This window comes from Lutibaculum baratangense AMV1 (genome assembly GCF_000496075.1).
Classification (GTDB): domain Bacteria; phylum Pseudomonadota; class Alphaproteobacteria; order Rhizobiales; family Tepidamorphaceae; genus Lutibaculum; species Lutibaculum baratangense.
Window position 1 is genome coordinate 1 of record NZ_AWXZ01000003.1, and the last position, 15,510, is coordinate 15,510.

Consider the following 15,510-nt stretch of genomic DNA (forward strand, 5'->3'; position numbering starts at 1 on the left):
CGGAACTGCGCACCTTAGGAGTGTAGCTCAACTGGCTAGAGCACCGGTCTCCAAAACCGGGGGTTGGGGGTTCGAGTCCCTCCACTCCTGCCAGTTCCGTCAACCGACCGTCGGTCGGAAAGGTTAGAAAGGGTCATGGCGAAGACCAACCCGTTCCAGTTCCTGCAACAGGTGCGCGCGGAAGGTGCCAAGGTGACTTGGCCCTCGAGGCGGGAGACGGCCATCACGACCGTGATGGTCTTCATCCTCTCGGCCGTCGCGAGCCTGTTCTTCTTCGTCGCGGACCAGTTCTTCGCCCTGGGCGTCGAGCTGCTTCTCGGCATCGGAATGTGAGGTCGCCGCCATGACCGCACGCTGGTACATCGTCCACAGCTACTCGAACTTCGAGAAGAAGGTCGCCGAGGCCATTCGCGAGAAGGCCGCCCAGACCGGACTCTCGGAGAAGTTCGAGGAGATCCTCGTGCCGACCGAGAAGGTCGTCGAGGTGCGCCGCGGCCGTAAAATCGACACAGAACGCAAGTTCTTTCCGGGCTACGTTCTCGTGAAGGTGGATTTGACCGACGACGCATACCATCTGATCAAGAACACGCCGAAGGTCACCGGATTCCTGGGCTCCGACAACAAGCCCATGCCGATCCCGGACTCCGAGGCGCAGCGTATCCTGCAGCAGGTGCAGGAGGGAATCGACCGCCCGAAGCCCTCGATTCATTTCGACATCGGCGAGCAGGTTCGCGTCGCCGATGGCCCCTTCGCCTCCTTCAACGGCACGGTGGAAGAGGTGGACGAGGAGCGCGCACGACTCAAGGTCGCGGTCTCGATCTTCGGCCGGGCGACGCCGGTCGAACTGGAATACGGCCAGGTCGAGAAGCTCTAGGCTTCTCCTGGCCGTCTCGAAGCGTGGGAGTTCCGGGCCGCCCGCCAGCCGGCCCGACGGAACGCACCACGACCCCTAACGCGCCACCAGGCGCAAACAGGTGACAACATGGCAAAGAAGATTGTCGGCTACATCAAGCTGCAAGTGCCGGCCGGCTCGGCGACGCCGTCGCCCCCGATCGGCCCCGCGCTCGGCCAGCGCGGCCTGAACATCATGGAGTTCTGCAAGGCGTTCAACGCCCAGACGCAGGACATCGAGAAGGGCAACCCCTGCCCGACGATCATCACGGTGTTCCAGGACAAGTCCTTCACCTTCGAGATCAAGACGCCGCCGGCGTCGTTCCTGCTGAAGCAGGCGGCGAAGGTCCAGAAGGGCTCCAAGACCCCTGGCAAGGCGGGCGCGGGCAGCGTGACGCGCGACCAGGTTCGCTCGATCGCGGAAGCGAAGATGAAGGACCTGAACGCGGTCGACATCGATGCGGCGATGCGTATCATCGAAGGTTCGGCCCGGTCCATGGGCCTCGAGGTTCAGGGGTAAGAGAGATGGCGAAGCTTGGTAAGCGCCTCCGGGCGGCCCGCGAGGGTGTCGACGTCACCACTCTCCTGCCGCTGGACGAGGCCATCCGCATGGTCAAGCAGCGCGCCACGGCGAAGTTCGACGAGACGGTCGAGGTCGCGATCGGCCTCGGCGTCGATCCGCGTCACGCCGACCAGATGGTCCGCGGCGTGTGCCAGCTGCCGAACGGCACGGGCCGCACCGTGCGCGTCGCGGTCTTCGCGCGCGGCGACAAGGCCGAAGAGGCGAAGGCGGCCGGAGCCGACGTGGTCGGCGCCGAGGACCTTGTCGAACAGGTCCAGCAGGGCAATATAGACTTCGATCGCTGCATCGCGACGCCGGACATGATGCCGCTCGTCGGCCGGCTGGGCAAGGTGCTCGGCCCCCGCGGCCTGATGCCGAACCCGAAGACCGGCACGGTGACCCCGGACGTCGCCGGCGCCGTCAAGGCGCAGAAGGGCGGCGCCGTGGAGTTCCGCGTCGAGAAGGCGGGCATCATCCATGCCGGTGTCGGCAAGGCGAGCTTCGGCGACGAGCAGCTCGTCGAGAACATTCGCGCCTTCGTGGACGCGGTGATCAAGGCGAAGCCGACCGGCGCGAAGGGGTCGTACTTCAAGCGCATCGCCGTCTCGTCCACGATGGGACCGGGCGTGCGCGTCGAGCCGTCGAGCGCTCTCGAGGCGTGACGGCTCGTACAGATTGAGAGTTTCCGCCCGGGTTCTCCGGGCGGATTTCAGGGTTCCGGGATCCGGCAGGATCGCGGGACCCTAAGCCTGTCCGAGACTGCAGGTGCCACCCGGCCTAAGCCCACTCGCGGGGCCTGCACAGACGGGGATGAACCGATAAACGGCCTTCGGGCCGCTTCGGTTCGGACCTTGTTGTCCTTGCGGCGTGTCGCTGTCGGGGCTGGACAGGATTGCGAGCGTCGCCCTGTCCGGTTTCGGCCCGATCGGGCGGCAATGGCAACCAGCGTCGGCCACTTCGGTCGTCGCTAGATGGAGAGAGCAAGTGGACAGAGCCGAAAAGCAAGAGCTCGTCACGACTCTCCACGACGTGTTCCAGAACACGTCCGTGGTCGTCGTGGCCCACTATTCCGGCCTCTCGGTCGCCCAGATGACGACCCTTCGCGGTCGGATGAAGGACGCCGGAGCGTCGGTGAAGGTGGCAAAGAACCGGCTCGCCAAGCTCGCGCTCGAGGGTACCGACTACGCCCACATGGGCGACCTGTTCAAAGGCCCGACCGTGATCGCCTATTCCGACGATCCGGTCGCTGCCCCGAAGGTCGCCGTGGACTTCGCGAAGGCCAACCAGAACCTGGTGATCCTTGGCGGGGGCATGGGCGCCACGTCCCTCGACCCGGACGGCGTTCAGTCGCTGGCCACGATGCCGTCGCTCGACGAGCTGCGGGCGAAGATCGTGGGCATGATCAACACGCCGGCCACCCGGGTCGCGCAGGTGCTCGCCGCTCCCGGCGGGCAGATCGCGCGCGTGCTTGCGGCCTATGCCGAGAAAGACCAGGCGGCTTGATCCGCCGCCACATCCAGCAAGGTTCGAATCGAAAGGAACTAGACTATGGCTGATCTCGCCAAGATCGTGGAAGACCTCTCCAACCTGACGGTCCTCGAGGCCGCCGAGCTCTCCAAGATGCTCGAGGAGAAGTGGGGCGTCTCCGCCGCCGCTCCGGTCGCCGTCGCCGCCGCTGGCGGTGCCGCCGCCGGTGGCGCCGCCGAGGCCGCCGAGGAGAAGACCGAGTTCGACGTCGTCCTGGCTTCGGCCGGCGACAAGAAGATCAACGTGATCAAGGAAGTCCGCGCGATCACGGGTCTCGGTCTGAAGGAAGCCAAGGACCTCGTCGAGGGCGCTCCGAAGACCGTGAAGGAAGCCGCCACGAAGGAAGAGGCCGCTTCCATGAAGGAGAAGCTCGAGGCCGCCGGCGCGACCGTCGAGCTCAAGTAAGCCAGAACGACCGGCGCGGCCCGCACTTGCGGGCCGCGCCGACCCGACCGACGACGCCACGAAGACAGGAAACCACGGACGTCTCCCCCGAAAATCCGACACACGCACCGATCCCGCGAGCGGGAAGGGGCAGGGTTTTCCGGCGAGCCGTTCGAGAGCGATACGAGGAGCGACGATGGCCCAGAGCACGATGGGGCGCAAGCGCGTTCGCAAGTTTTTCGGCAACATCCGCGAGGTCGCGGCGCTGCCGAACCTGATCGAGGTCCAGAAGGCCTCCTACGACCAGTTTCTGCAGGTCGACGCGCCACAGGAGGGCCGTGACGAGAGCGGGCTGCAGTCCGTCTTCCAGTCGGTCTTCCCGATCTCCGACTTCGCCGAGACGGCCATGCTCGAGTTCGTCCGCTACGAGTTCGAGCCGCCGAAATACGACGTCGACGAGTGCCGCCAGCGCGGCATGACCTTCGCCGCGCCGCTGAAGGTGACGCTCCGGCTCATCGTGTTCGATGTCGACGAGGACACGGGCGTCAAGTCCGTCAAGGACATCAAGGAGCAGGACGTCTACATGGGCGACATGCCGCTCATGACGGAGAACGGCACCTTCATCGTCAACGGCACCGAGCGCGTCATCGTCTCGCAGATGCACCGCTCGCCCGGCGTGTTCTTCGACCACGACAAGGGCAAGACGCACTCTTCCGGCAAGCTCCTCTTCGCCGCCCGCATCATCCCGTATCGCGGCTCCTGGCTCGACATCGAATTCGATGCCAAGGACGTCGTCCACGCGCGCATCGACCGTCGCCGCAAGCTGCCGGTGACGACGCTGCTGTTCGCGCTCGGCCTGGACGGCGAGGAGATCCTCGACACGTTCTACAACAGGATCGAGATCGAGCGGGCGAAGGACGGCTGGCGCTGGCCGTACGACCCCTCCCGCATGCGCGGCGTCAAGCTCGCCCACGACATCGTCGACGCCGACACCGGTGAGCTCGTGGCCGAAGCCGGCAAGAAGCTGACGATCCGGAAGGCGCGCGAGCTCGCCGAGAAGGGTCTGAAGGCGTTCAGCGTGGCGGACGAGAACCTCGTCGGCCACTATCTCGCCGAGGACATCGTGAACCTCGAGACGGGCGAGGTCATGGCCGAGGCCGGCGAAGAGGTTTCGGTGGCCATGCTCCAGACGCTGAGCGACGCCGGGATCGACACCCTGCCGATCCTCGACATCGACCACGTCACGACCGGCCCGTTCATCCGCAACACCCTCGTGCTCGACAAGAACGCGACGCGCGAGGAGGCTCTCTTCGACATCTACCGCGTCATGCGCCCGGGCGAGCCGCCCACGATCGAGGCGGCGGAGGCGATGTTCCAGTCGCTGTTCTTCGACGCGGAGCGCTACGACCTTTCGTCGGTCGGGCGCGTGAAGATGAACATCCGTCTCGACCTCGAATGTCCCGACACCGTTCGCACCCTGCGCCGGGAGGACATCATCGAGGTCATCCGGACGCTGGTCGCGCTTCGTGACGGCCGCGGCGAGATCGACGACATCGACAATCTCGGCAATCGCCGCGTCCGCTCGGTCGGCGAGCTGATGGAGAACCAGTACCGCGTCGGCCTCCTGCGCATGGAGCGCGCGATCAAGGAGCGCATGTCGTCCGTCGAGATCGACAACGCCATGCCGCAGGACCTGATCAACGCGAAGCCGGCTGCCGCGGCGGTGCGCGAGTTCTTCGGCTCATCGCAGCTGTCGCAGTTCATGGACCAGACGAACCCGCTGTCGGAGATCACACACAAGCGGCGCCTGTCTGCGCTCGGACCGGGCGGCCTGACGCGCGAGCGCGCGGGCTTCGAGGTGCGCGACGTGCATCCCACGCACTATGGCCGCATCTGCCCGATCGAGACGCCGGAAGGGCCGAACATCGGCCTGATCAACTCGCTCGCCACCTTCGCGCGGGTGAACAAGTACGGCTTCATCGAGGCGCCCTACCGCAAGGTCCGCGAGGGCCAGGTGACGGACGAGGTGGTCTATCTCTCCGCCATGGAGGAGGCGCGCCACCACATCGCACAGGCGAATGCCGAGCTCGATGCGGAGGGTCGGTTCGCGGAGGAGCTCGTGACGTGCCGCATCGGCGGCGACGTCCTGATGGCCTCGCGCGACAAGGTCGGCTACATGGACGTGTCGCCGAAGCAGCTCGTGTCCGTGGCGGCGGCGCTGATCCCGTTCCTCGAGAACGACGACGCGAACCGCGCCCTGATGGGCTCGAACATGCAGCGCCAGGCCGTGCCGCTCGTTCGGGCGGACGCCCCGCTCGTCGGCACCGGCATGGAGTCGGTCGTCGCGCGGGATTCCGGTGCGGCGATCTCCGCGCGCCGGACCGGCGTCGTCGACCAGGTGGACGCGACCCGTATCGTCGTGCGTGCGACCGAGGAGGTCGATCCCGGCAAGTCGGGCGTCGACATCTACCGTCTCATGAAGTTCCAGCGCTCGAACCAGAACACCTGCATCAACCAGCGTCCGCTGGTGCGCGTGGGCGACGTGGTGGCGAAGGGCGACATCATCGCCGACGGCCCCTCGACGGACATGGGCGAGCTGGCGCTCGGCCGGAACATCCTCGTCGCCTTCATGCCGTGGATGGGCTACAACTTCGAGGACTCGATCCTCATGTCCGAGCGCGTCGTGCGCGACGACATCTTCACCTCGATCCACATCGAGGAGTTCGAGGTGATGGCCCGCGACACGAAGCTCGGGCCGGAGGAGATCACCCGCGACATTCCGAACGTGTCGGAGGAAGCGCTGAGGAACCTCGACGAGGCGGGCATCGTCTATATCGGCGCCGAGGTGAATGCCGGCGACATCCTCGTCGGCAAGATCACGCCGAAGGGCGAGAGCCCGATGACGCCGGAGGAGAAGCTTCTTCGCGCGATCTTCGGCGAGAAGGCCTCCGACGTCCGCGACACCTCGCTCCGGGTTCCGCCCGGCGTGCAGGGCACGATCGTGGAGGTGCGCGTGTTCAACCGCCACGGCGTGGAGAAGGACGAGCGCGCGGTCGCGATCGAGCGCGAGGAGATCGAGCGCCTGGCGAAGGACCGCGACGACGAGCAGGCGATCCTCGACCGGAACGTGTTCGGGCGTCTTTCGGAGATGCTGGGCGGCAAGAGCGTCGCCAGCGGACCGAAGGGCATGAAGAAGGGCATCGTCGTCGATGACGACGTCCTTGCCGAGCTGCCGCGCCAGCAGTGGTGGCTGATCGGCCTCGAGGACGAGGCCGCGATGGGCGAGGTCGAGCAGCTGAAGCGGCAGTACGACGAGTCGAAGAAGCGTCTCGAGCAGCGCTTCCTCGACAAGGTCGAGAAGCTGCAGCGCGGTGACGAGCTTCCGCCCGGCGTGATGAAGATGGTCAAGGTCTTCGTCGCGGTGAAGCGGAAGATCCAGCCGGGCGACAAGATGGCCGGACGTCACGGCAACAAGGGTGTGGTGTCGCGCATCATGCCGATCGAGGACATGCCGTTCCTCGAGGACGGCACCCATGTCGACATCGTCCTGAACCCGCTCGGCGTGCCCTCCCGCATGAATGTCGGGCAGATCCTCGAGACGCATCTTGGCTGGGCCTGCGCAGGGCTCGGCAAGAAGATCGACAAGGCGATCGCGGCGTTCCACGAGAGCGGCGAGGCGGACCGCATGCGCGAGACGTTCGCGCAGGTCTACCAGGACGATCCGACGGTCAAGTCGATGGACGAGAAGGAGCTGATCGAGCTCGGCGGAAACCTGAAGAAGGGCGTTCCGATCGCGACGCCGGTCTTCGACGGCGCGCGCGAGCCGGACATCGTCGAGGCGCTGGAGCTCGCCGGCCTCAACTCCTCCGGGCAGTCCACGCTCTACGACGGCCGCTCGGGCGAGCCGTTCGACCGGCAGGTGACGGTGGGCTACATCTACATGCTCAAGCTGCACCATCTGGTCGACGACAAGATCCACGCCCGCTCGATCGGACCCTACAGCCTCGTGACCCAGCAGCCGCTGGGCGGCAAGGCGCAGTTCGGCGGCCAGCGCTTCGGCGAGATGGAGGTGTGGGCCCTTGAAGCCTACGGCGCCGCCTACACGTTGCAGGAGATGCTGACCGTGAAGTCGGACGACGTCGCCGGCCGTACGAAGGTCTACGAGGCGATCGTCCGCGGCGACGACACGTTCGAGGCCGGCATCCCGGAGAGCTTCAACGTTCTCGTCAAGGAGATGCGGTCGCTGGGCCTCAACGTCGAGCTGACCTCGAGCCGTACACCCACTGGACCGACGGGCAACCAGCCTGCCGGGCCGCTGCTGCCGAGCGCCGACGCAGCCGAGTGATGATCGGGCTGCGATAGAGCGCCCATTTCTGATTTGCCGGCCCGTGAGCGACGAGCTCCGGGCCGGTCCAACGGGAGCAGGACATGAACCAGGAAGTCCTCAACCTCTTCAATCCGACCGCGCCGCAGCAGGTCTTCGACCAGATCCAGATCTCTCTGGCCAGCCCAGAGAAGATCCGGTCGTGGTCGTTCGGCGAGATCAAGAAGCCCGAGACCATCAACTACCGGACGTTCAAGCCGGAGCGGGATGGGCTGTTCTGCGCGCGGATCTTCGGGCCGATCAAGGACTACGAGTGCTTGTGCGGCAAGTACAAGCGCATGAAGTACAAGGGCATCATCTGCGAGAAGTGCGGTGTCGAGGTGACGCTGTCGCGCGTCCGCCGCGAGCGGATGGGCCACATCGAGCTCGCCGCCCCGGTCGCGCACATCTGGTTCCTGAAGTCGCTGCCGAGCCGCATCGGGATGATCCTCGATTCGACGCTCAAGGATGTCGAGCGGGTCCTCTACTTCGAGAACTACATCGTCATCGAGCCCGGCCTCACGCCGCTGAAGCAGTACCAGCTTCTGTCGGAGGAGGAGTATATCGAGGCGCTCGACCAGTACGGCGAGGACGCGTTCACGGCCAATATCGGCGCCGAGGCGGTGCGGGACATCCTGGCCGGCCTCGACCTCCAGAAGATCGCGGCGGACCTGCGCGTCGAGATCGCCGAGTCGACCTCGGAGCTTAAGCCCAAGAAGCTCGCCAAGCGCCTGAAGCTCATCGAGTCGTTCATCGAGTCGGGCAACAAGCCCGAGTGGATGATCATGACCTACATCCCGGTCATCCCGCCGGACCTGCGTCCGCTCGTGCCGCTCGACGGCGGCCGCTTCGCGACCTCCGACCTGAACGACCTCTATCGCCGCGTCATCAACCGCAACAACCGCCTGAAGCGCCTCATCGAGCTGCGCGCGCCCGACATCATCATCCGCAACGAGAAGCGGATGCTGCAGGAGGCCGTCGACGCCCTGTTCGACAACGGCCGCCGCGGCCGCGTCATCACGGGTGCCAACAAGCGCCCGCTGAAGTCGCTCGCCGACATGCTGAAGGGCAAGCAGGGCCGCTTCCGGCAGAACCTGCTCGGCAAGCGCGTCGACTATTCCGGCCGTTCGGTGATCGTCGTCGGCCCCGAGCTGAAGCTGCACCAGTGCGGCCTGCCGAAGAAGATGGCGCTCGAGCTCTTCAAGCCGTTCATCTATTCGCGGCTGGAGGCGAAGGGCCTGTCCTCGACGGTGAAGCAGGCGAAGAAGCTCGTCGAGAAGGAGCGTCCCGAGGTCTGGGACATTCTCGACGAGGTGATCCGCGAGCACCCGGTCATGCTGAACCGGGCGCCGACCCTGCACCGCCTCGGCATCCAGGCCTTCGAGCCCACGCTGATCGAGGGCAAGGCGATCCAGCTGCATCCGCTCGTCTGCGCGGCGTTCAACGCCGACTTCGACGGCGACCAGATGGCCGTCCACGTGCCGCTGTCGCTCGAGGCGCAGCTCGAGGCGCGCGTGCTGATGATGTCGACGAACAACATCCTGCACCCGGCCAACGGTTCGCCGATCATCGTGCCGTCGCAGGACATCGTCCTCGGCCTCTACTACATGTCGCTGATGCACGAGAACGAGCCGGGCGAGGGCATGCTGCTCTCCAACACCGGCGAGATCGAGCACGCGCTCGAGTCGGGCGCCGTGACGCTGCACGCGAAGGTGAAGGGCCGCTTCCGCCGCATCGACGACAACGGCAACGAGGTCACGGAGATCCACGAGACGACGCCCGGGCGGCTGCTTTTGGGCCAGCTTCTGCCGAAGCACCCGGCGATCGGCTTCGAGGTCGTGAACAAGCTCCTGACGAAGAAGGAGATTTCGCGCGCGATCGACACGGTCTACCGGCACTGCGGCCAGAAGGAGACGGTCATCTTCTGCGACCGGATCATGGCGCGCGGCTTCCAGCAGGCCTGCCTCGCCGGCATCTCGTTCGGCAAGGACGACATGCTGATCCCGGAGACGAAGGAGAAGCTCGTCGACGAGACGCGCGAGCTCGTGAAGGAGTACGAGCAGCAGTACAACGAAGGCTTCATCACCCAGGGCGAGAAGTACAACAAGGTCGTCGACGCCTGGGCGAAGTGCACGGACAAGATCGCCGACGAGATGATGGCCCGTATCTCCGCCGTCGAATACGACGAGGAGACGAAGCGCCAGAAGCCGATCAACTCGATCTACATGATGGCGCACTCGGGCGCCCGCGGCTCGCCGCAGCAGATGAAGCAGCTCGCCGGCATGCGCGGCCTCATGGCCAAGCCGTCGGGCGAGATCATCGAGAGCCCGATCATCTCGAACTTCAAGGAAGGCCTGTCGGTCCTCGAGTACTTCAACTCGACGCACGGCGCGCGTAAGGGCCTCGCCGACACGGCGCTCAAGACGGCGAACTCGGGCTACCTGACCCGCCGTCTCGTCGACGTCGCGCAGGACTCCATCATCACCGAGCGCGATTGCGGCTCGACGCGCGGCATCGCCATGACGGCGGTCGTCGACGCGGGCGAGGTGATCGTGTCGCTGGGGCTGCGCGTGCTCGGCCGCACGGCCGCGGAGGACATCGTCCATCCGGCGTCCGGCGAGGTGATCGTGCCTGCGGGGTCGATGATCGAGGAGCGTGACGTCGAGCAGATCGAGAAGGCGCAGCTCCAGGAGGTGAAGATCCGCTCGGTCCTCACCTGCGAGACGAAGAACGGCGTCTGCGGCAGCTGCTATGGCCGCGACCTGGCCCGCGGCACGCCCGTGAACATGGGCGAAGCGGTCGGCGTCATCGCCGCCCAGTCGATCGGCGAGCCGGGCACGCAGCTGACGATGCGGACGTTCCACATCGGCGGCACGGCCCAGATCGCCGAGCAGTCCTTCATCGAGTCGAACTTCGACGGCACGATCCGCCTGCGGAACCGGAACGTCGTCCGCGACTCCGAGGGCATCTACATCGCGATGAGCCGCAACATGTCGCTCATCGTCGTGGACGCCGAAGGAAACGAGCGGGCGGTGCACCGGATCAACTACGGCACGCGGCTGCGCGTCGACGACGGCCACAAGGTCAAGCGCGGGCAGCGCCTGGCGGAGTGGGATCCCTACACCCGCCCGATCGTCACCGAGGTCGACGGAACGGTGGAGTTCGAGGATCTCGTTGAGGGCCTGTCGATCTCCGAGCAGGCCGACGAGTCGACGGGTATCGCGAAGCGCATCGTCATGGACTGGCGGACGAGCCCGCGCGGCTCGAGCCTCAGGCCGGCGCTCGTCATCAAGGGTGACGACGGCAGCGTGATCCGGCTCGAGCGCGGCGGCGAGGCGCGCTACCTCCTGTCGGTCGACGCGGTGATCGCGACCGAGCCGGGGCAGCGCGTGACGGCCGGCGACGTTCTCGCGCGTATCCCGCTCGAGAGCGCGAAGACCCGCGACATCACCGGCGGTCTGCCGCGCGTTGCGGAGCTCTTCGAGGCGCGTCGTCCGAAGGACCACGCCGTCATCGCGGAGATCTCCGGGACGGTCGAGTTCGGGCGCGACTACAAGAACAAGCGTCGCATCACGATCCGGCCGACCGAGGAGGGCGAGGAGCCGAAGGAGTACCTGATCCCGAAGGGCCGCCACCTCTACGTTCAGGAGGGCGACTACATCGAGAAGGGCGAGTTCATTCTCGACGGCAACCCCGCGCCGCACGACATCCTCGCGATCAAGGGTGTCGAGGAGCTCGCGGCCTACCTCGTGAACGAGATCCAGGAGGTCTACCGGCTGCAGGGCGTCGCGATCAACGACAAGCACATCGAGGTGATCGTCCGCCAGATGCTGCAGAAGGTCGAGATCGAGGACGCCGGCGAGTCGGACTTCCTGACCGGCGAGCAGGTGGATCGCCTCGACCTCGACGAGGCGAATGCTCGCCTCGCCGCGGAGGGCAAGAAGCCGGCGTCGGGGAGTCCCGTGCTCCTGGGCATCACGAAGGCGAGCCTGCAGACCCGCAGCTTCATCTCGGCCGCCTCCTTCCAGGAGACGACGAGGGTGCTGACCGAGGCCGCGGTCGCGGGCAAGGTCGACCATCTCGAGGGCCTGAAGGAGAACGTCATCGTCGGTCGCCTGATTCCCGCCGGAACGGGCTCGGTGATGAACAAGGTGAGGGGCATCGCGACTCACCGCGACGACCTGATCGTGGAGCAGCGGGAGCAGGGGCAGATGAGCGCGGCCGAGGCCGTGTTCGCCCCGCGGAATCCCGCGGAGTGAGGTCGTCCGGCGGGCGCTCGCCCGTCTGACCGCAGGAAACCGAAGGGCCGCCCGGGAGATCGGGCGGCCCTTCTTGCATTCTCAGGCCGAAGCGCCTATTTCAGGTGCCGGTTTCGCGTGATTCACCCGATTCCGGTCCAGCTTCTCCACCAGTTCGACGGGCGCCGCGCGGAAGCGGCAGGCCGTCGCAACGGGGCGGTTTCCCGCCCCGCGATCGGTGAAGAAAACCTTGGCAGCCGGGGTTGACGTGCCGATGCCGGGTCAGTAAGGTCCGGTTCGATTTCGCGGCAGGTGGTAGGCCCTTTTCGTCGCATGTCCGACTCGGACGCGATCCAGATGCCTAGACACTGACGCTCGTTCTTGCGGACGACATAGCGAAGCAAGACCGCACTTCCCTCGGGGAGGTCTGGTCCTCTGAACGTCACGCCGTTCCCCTTGGCTGGGGATCGGCGTATCTCGGTTTGCAACTAATCGCCGGTTAACCGGCGGTGAAAGCTTGGAAGAAAGCGCTCGATGCCGACGATCAACCAGTTGATCCGCCACCCGCGGAAGGCGCCCGTGAAGCGCAACAAGGTGCCGGCCATGGAGGCCTGCCCCCAGAAGCGCGGCGTGTGCACGCGCGTCTACACGACGACGCCGAAGAAGCCGAACTCGGCTCTCCGTAAGGTCGCCAAGATCAGGCTGACCAACGGGTTCGAGGTCATCGGCTACATTCCGGGCGAAGGCCACAATCTCCAGGAGCACTCGGTCGTGATGATCCGCGGCGGCCGCGTGAAGGACCTTCCGGGCGTCCGCTACCACATCATCCGCGGCGTGCTCGACACGCAGGGCGTCTCGAAGCGGCGCCAGCGCCGTTCGAAGTACGGCGCCAAGCGGCCGAAGTGATCAGTCAAGGCGAAGGTTTAAGACGCGATGTCCCGCCGTCACAGAGCTGAGAAGCGTGAGATCATCCCCGATCCGAAGTTCAAGGATCTGGTGGTCTCCAAGTTCATGAACTCCATCATGTACGATGGAAAGAAGTCGACCGCCGAGTCCATCGTCTATGGCGCCTTCGATTCGATCGAGGCTCGCGCCAAGCAGGACCCGGTCACGGTCTTTCATCAGGCGCTGGACAATGTCAGCCCGGCGATCGAGGTCCGCTCGCGCCGCGTCGGCGGTGCGACCTATCAGGTCCCCGTCGAGGTCCGTCCGGACCGCCGGCAGGCCCTCGCCATCCGCTGGCTGATCACCGCCGCCCGTGCCCGCAACGAGCGCACGATGGTGGAGCGACTGTCCGGCGAGCTGCTCGATGCGGCGAACAATCGTGGCTCCGCGGTGAAGAAGCGCGAGGACACGCACCGTATGGCCGAGGCGAACCGCGCCTTCTCGCATTACCGCTGGTGACGAACCAGGGAGACCAGAACGATGGCCCGCACGCACAAGATCGAAGACTACCGTAATTTCGGCATCATGGCTCACATCGATGCCGGGAAGACGACGACCACTGAGCGGATCCTGTTCTACACCGGTCGCAGCCACAAGATCGGTGAGGTCCATGAGGGCGCGGCCACCATGGACTGGATGGAGCAGGAGCAGGAGCGCGGCATCACGATCACGTCCGCCGCGACGACCGCTTACTGGAACGACAAGCGTCTGAACATCATCGACACGCCGGGCCACGTCGACTTCACCATCGAGGTGGAGCGCTCGCTGCGCGTGCTCGACGGCGCGATCGCGCTTCTCGATGCCAATGCCGGCGTCGAGCCGCAGACCGAGACCGTGTGGCGGCAGGCCGACAAGTATCACGTGCCGCGCATGATCTTCGTCAACAAGATGGACAAGCTCGGCGCCGACTTCTACCGCTGCGTGGAGATGATCGAGTCGCGTCTCGGCGCGAACCCGCTCGTCATGCAGCTCCCCGTCGGCGCGGAGAGCGAGTTCACGGGCGTCGTCGATCTCCTGCGGATGCAGGCCATCATCTGGCACGACGAGTCTCTCGGCGCGAAGTTCGACTATTACGACATTCCGGACAACCTGAAGGATCAGGCGAAGGAGTGGCGCGAGAAGCTCGTCGAGAAGGTCGTCGAGACCGACGAGGCCGCGATGGAGGCCTATCTCGAGGGCACCGAGCCGTCGATCGAGGACCTGCAGCGCCTTATCCGCAAGGGCACGATCCTGAACACGTTCGTGCCGGTCTTCGCGGGCTCCGCCTTCAAGAACAAGGGCGTCCAGCCGCTTCTCGACGCGGTCGTGGATTACCTTCCGTCTCCGGTCGACGTTTACGACATCAAGGGCATCGACCCGAAGTCGGGCGAGGAGACGAAGCGCCAGTCGGGCGACGAGCACCCGCTCGCCATGCTCGCCTTCAAGATCATGAACGATCCGTTCGTCGGCTCGCTCACGTTCTGCCGCATCTACTCGGGCGTGCTGCAGCAGGGCATCTCGCTACTGAACCCCGTGAAGGAGAAGCGCGAGCGGATCGGCCGCATGCTCCAGATGCACGCGAACTCTCGCGAGGAGATCAAGGAGGCCTTCGCCGGCGACATCGTCGCGATCGCGGGCCTCAAGGAGACGACGACGGGCGACACGCTGTGCGACGCGAACCGTCCCGTGATCCTCGAGCGGATGGAGTTCCCGGACCCGGTCATCGAGATCGCGATCGAGCCGAAGACGAAGTCCGACCAGGAGAAGATGGGCCTCGCGCTCAACCGCCTGGCGGCGGAGGATCCCTCCTTCCGCGTCAAGACGGACGAGGAGTCGGGCCAGACGATCATCGCCGGCATGGGCGAGCTTCACCTCGACATCCTGGTCGACCGCATGAAGCGGGAGTTCAAGGTCGAGGCGAATATCGGCGCGCCGCAGGTCGCCTATCGCGAGACGATCACGAAGAAGACCGAGATCGACTACACGCACAAGAAGCAGACGGGCGGCACGGGACAGTTCGCGCGCATCAAGCTCGTGATCGAGCCGAACGAGACCGGCGCAGGCTTCGAGTTCGAGTCGAAGATCGTCGGCGGCGCGGTGCCGAAGGAGTACATCCCCGGCGTCCAGAAGGGTATCGCGAGCGTGATGACCTCGGGTCCGATCGCGGGCTTCCCGATGGTCGACATCAAGGCGCAGCTGATCGACGGTGCCTACCACGACGTCGACTCGAGCGTCCTGGCATTCGAGATCGCGTCGCGCGCCGGCTTCCGCGAGGGCGTGCAGAAGGCCGGGCCGAAGCTGCTCGAGCCGATCATGGACGTCGAGGTCGTGACGCCCGACGAGTATATGGGCGACATCATCGGCGACCTGAACTCGCGCCGCGGGCAGATCCAGGGCACGGAAAGCCGCGGCATCGCCACGGTCATCCAGGCGATGGTGCCGCTCGCGAACATGTTCGGCTACGTCAACACGCTGCGTTCGATGAGCCAGGGTCGCGCCCAGTACACGATGCAGTTCGACCATTACGAGCAGGTGCCTCAGGCCGTGGCCGACGAGGTTCAGGCGAAGTTCGCCTGAACCGGGTCCGGTAGAGCAGACAGGTTCCGAGAATAGGAGAGCCG

At 65.7% G+C, this 15,510-nt stretch carries 11 protein-coding genes and 1 tRNA gene; all 12 read left to right on the forward strand.

The genetic code is table 11. From position 1 onward, the window contains the following. Nucleotides 1-16 precede the first annotated feature (16 nt). The 12 genes from N177_RS00150 to fusA all read left to right on the forward strand — a co-directional run bounded on the left by N177_RS00150 (nucleotide 17) and on the right by fusA (nucleotide 15,466). Nucleotides 17-93: transfer RNA gene (locus tag N177_RS00150), tRNA-Trp, on the forward strand. Between the two features lie 42 nt (nucleotides 94-135). Continuing rightward, nucleotides 136-333 carry a preprotein translocase subunit SecE gene (secE, locus tag N177_RS00155; protein ID WP_023430188.1) on the forward strand — a complete coding sequence of 66 codons (198 nt, stop codon included), beginning with the start codon at nucleotides 136-138 and terminating at the stop codon, nucleotides 331-333. Between the two features lie 10 nt (nucleotides 334-343). Continuing rightward, nucleotides 344-874: a transcription termination/antitermination protein NusG gene (gene nusG, locus N177_RS00160; RefSeq protein ID WP_023430189.1), complete on the forward strand. Its 531-nt coding sequence runs from the start codon at nucleotides 344-346 to the stop codon at nucleotides 872-874. A 108-nt stretch (nucleotides 875-982) separates the two neighbouring features. Beyond that, a complete protein-coding gene (rplK, locus tag N177_RS00165; RefSeq protein ID WP_023430190.1) occupies nucleotides 983-1,411 on the forward strand; it encodes a 50S ribosomal protein L11 in 429 nt (142 codons plus the stop codon). A 5-nt stretch (nucleotides 1,412-1,416) separates the two neighbouring features. Further along, nucleotides 1,417-2,115 (forward strand): 50S ribosomal protein L1, encoded by a 699-nt coding sequence (gene rplA / locus N177_RS00170; RefSeq protein WP_040484848.1) that lies wholly within the window; start codon nucleotides 1,417-1,419, stop codon nucleotides 2,113-2,115. A 322-nt stretch (nucleotides 2,116-2,437) separates the two neighbouring features. Next, nucleotides 2,438-2,956: a 50S ribosomal protein L10 gene (gene rplJ, locus N177_RS00175; protein ID WP_023430192.1), complete on the forward strand. Its 519-nt coding sequence runs from the start codon at nucleotides 2,438-2,440 to the stop codon at nucleotides 2,954-2,956. 45 nt (nucleotides 2,957-3,001) lie between these two features. Beyond that, the gene (gene rplL / locus N177_RS00180; RefSeq protein ID WP_023430193.1) at nucleotides 3,002-3,385 is read left to right on the forward strand and encodes a 50S ribosomal protein L7/L12; all 384 of its coding nucleotides are present in this window, start codon (nucleotides 3,002-3,004) and stop codon (nucleotides 3,383-3,385) included. A gap of 175 nt (nucleotides 3,386-3,560) precedes the next feature. Next, complete coding sequence (gene rpoB / locus N177_RS00185; RefSeq protein WP_023430194.1) at nucleotides 3,561-7,709, forward strand: DNA-directed RNA polymerase subunit beta; 4,149 nt, start codon at nucleotides 3,561-3,563, stop codon at nucleotides 7,707-7,709. A gap of 83 nt (nucleotides 7,710-7,792) precedes the next feature. After that, on the forward strand, nucleotides 7,793-11,986 hold the full coding sequence (gene rpoC / locus N177_RS00190; RefSeq protein ID WP_023430195.1) for a DNA-directed RNA polymerase subunit beta': 4,194 nt from the start codon (nucleotides 7,793-7,795) through the stop codon (nucleotides 11,984-11,986). Between the two features lie 513 nt (nucleotides 11,987-12,499). After that, nucleotides 12,500-12,871, forward strand: coding sequence for a 30S ribosomal protein S12 (gene rpsL, locus N177_RS00195; protein WP_023430196.1), 372 nt, complete (start codon nucleotides 12,500-12,502; stop codon nucleotides 12,869-12,871). 27 nt (nucleotides 12,872-12,898) lie between these two features. Beyond that, a complete protein-coding gene (gene rpsG, locus N177_RS00200; protein WP_023430197.1) occupies nucleotides 12,899-13,369 on the forward strand; it encodes a 30S ribosomal protein S7 in 471 nt (156 codons plus the stop codon). Nucleotides 13,370-13,390: 21 nt separating this feature from the next. Further along, on the forward strand, nucleotides 13,391-15,466 hold the full coding sequence (gene fusA / locus N177_RS00205) for an elongation factor G (protein WP_023430198.1): 2,076 nt from the start codon (nucleotides 13,391-13,393) through the stop codon (nucleotides 15,464-15,466). Nucleotides 15,467-15,510 lie beyond the last annotated feature (44 nt).

What these genes read in the sequence shown, in the direction of transcription:
- rplL (WP_023430193.1), top strand. Translation starts at nt 3,002, where the DNA reads ATGGCTGATCTCGCCAAGATCGTGGAAGACCTCTCCAACCTGACGGTC.
- rpoC (WP_023430195.1), top strand. Translation starts at nt 7,793, where the DNA reads ATGAACCAGGAAGTCCTCAACCTCTTCAATCCGACCGCGCCGCAGCAG.
- rplA (WP_040484848.1), top strand. Translation starts at nt 1,417, where the DNA reads ATGGCGAAGCTTGGTAAGCGCCTCCGGGCGGCCCGCGAGGGTGTCGAC.
- fusA (WP_023430198.1), top strand. Translation starts at nt 13,391, where the DNA reads ATGGCCCGCACGCACAAGATCGAAGACTACCGTAATTTCGGCATCATG.
- rpsL (WP_023430196.1), top strand. Translation starts at nt 12,500, where the DNA reads ATGCCGACGATCAACCAGTTGATCCGCCACCCGCGGAAGGCGCCCGTG.
- rpoB (WP_023430194.1), top strand. Translation starts at nt 3,561, where the DNA reads ATGGCCCAGAGCACGATGGGGCGCAAGCGCGTTCGCAAGTTTTTCGGC.
- rpsG (WP_023430197.1), top strand. Translation starts at nt 12,899, where the DNA reads ATGTCCCGCCGTCACAGAGCTGAGAAGCGTGAGATCATCCCCGATCCG.
- secE (WP_023430188.1), top strand. Translation starts at nt 136, where the DNA reads ATGGCGAAGACCAACCCGTTCCAGTTCCTGCAACAGGTGCGCGCGGAA.
- nusG (WP_023430189.1), top strand. Translation starts at nt 344, where the DNA reads ATGACCGCACGCTGGTACATCGTCCACAGCTACTCGAACTTCGAGAAG.
- rplK (WP_023430190.1), top strand. Translation starts at nt 983, where the DNA reads ATGGCAAAGAAGATTGTCGGCTACATCAAGCTGCAAGTGCCGGCCGGC.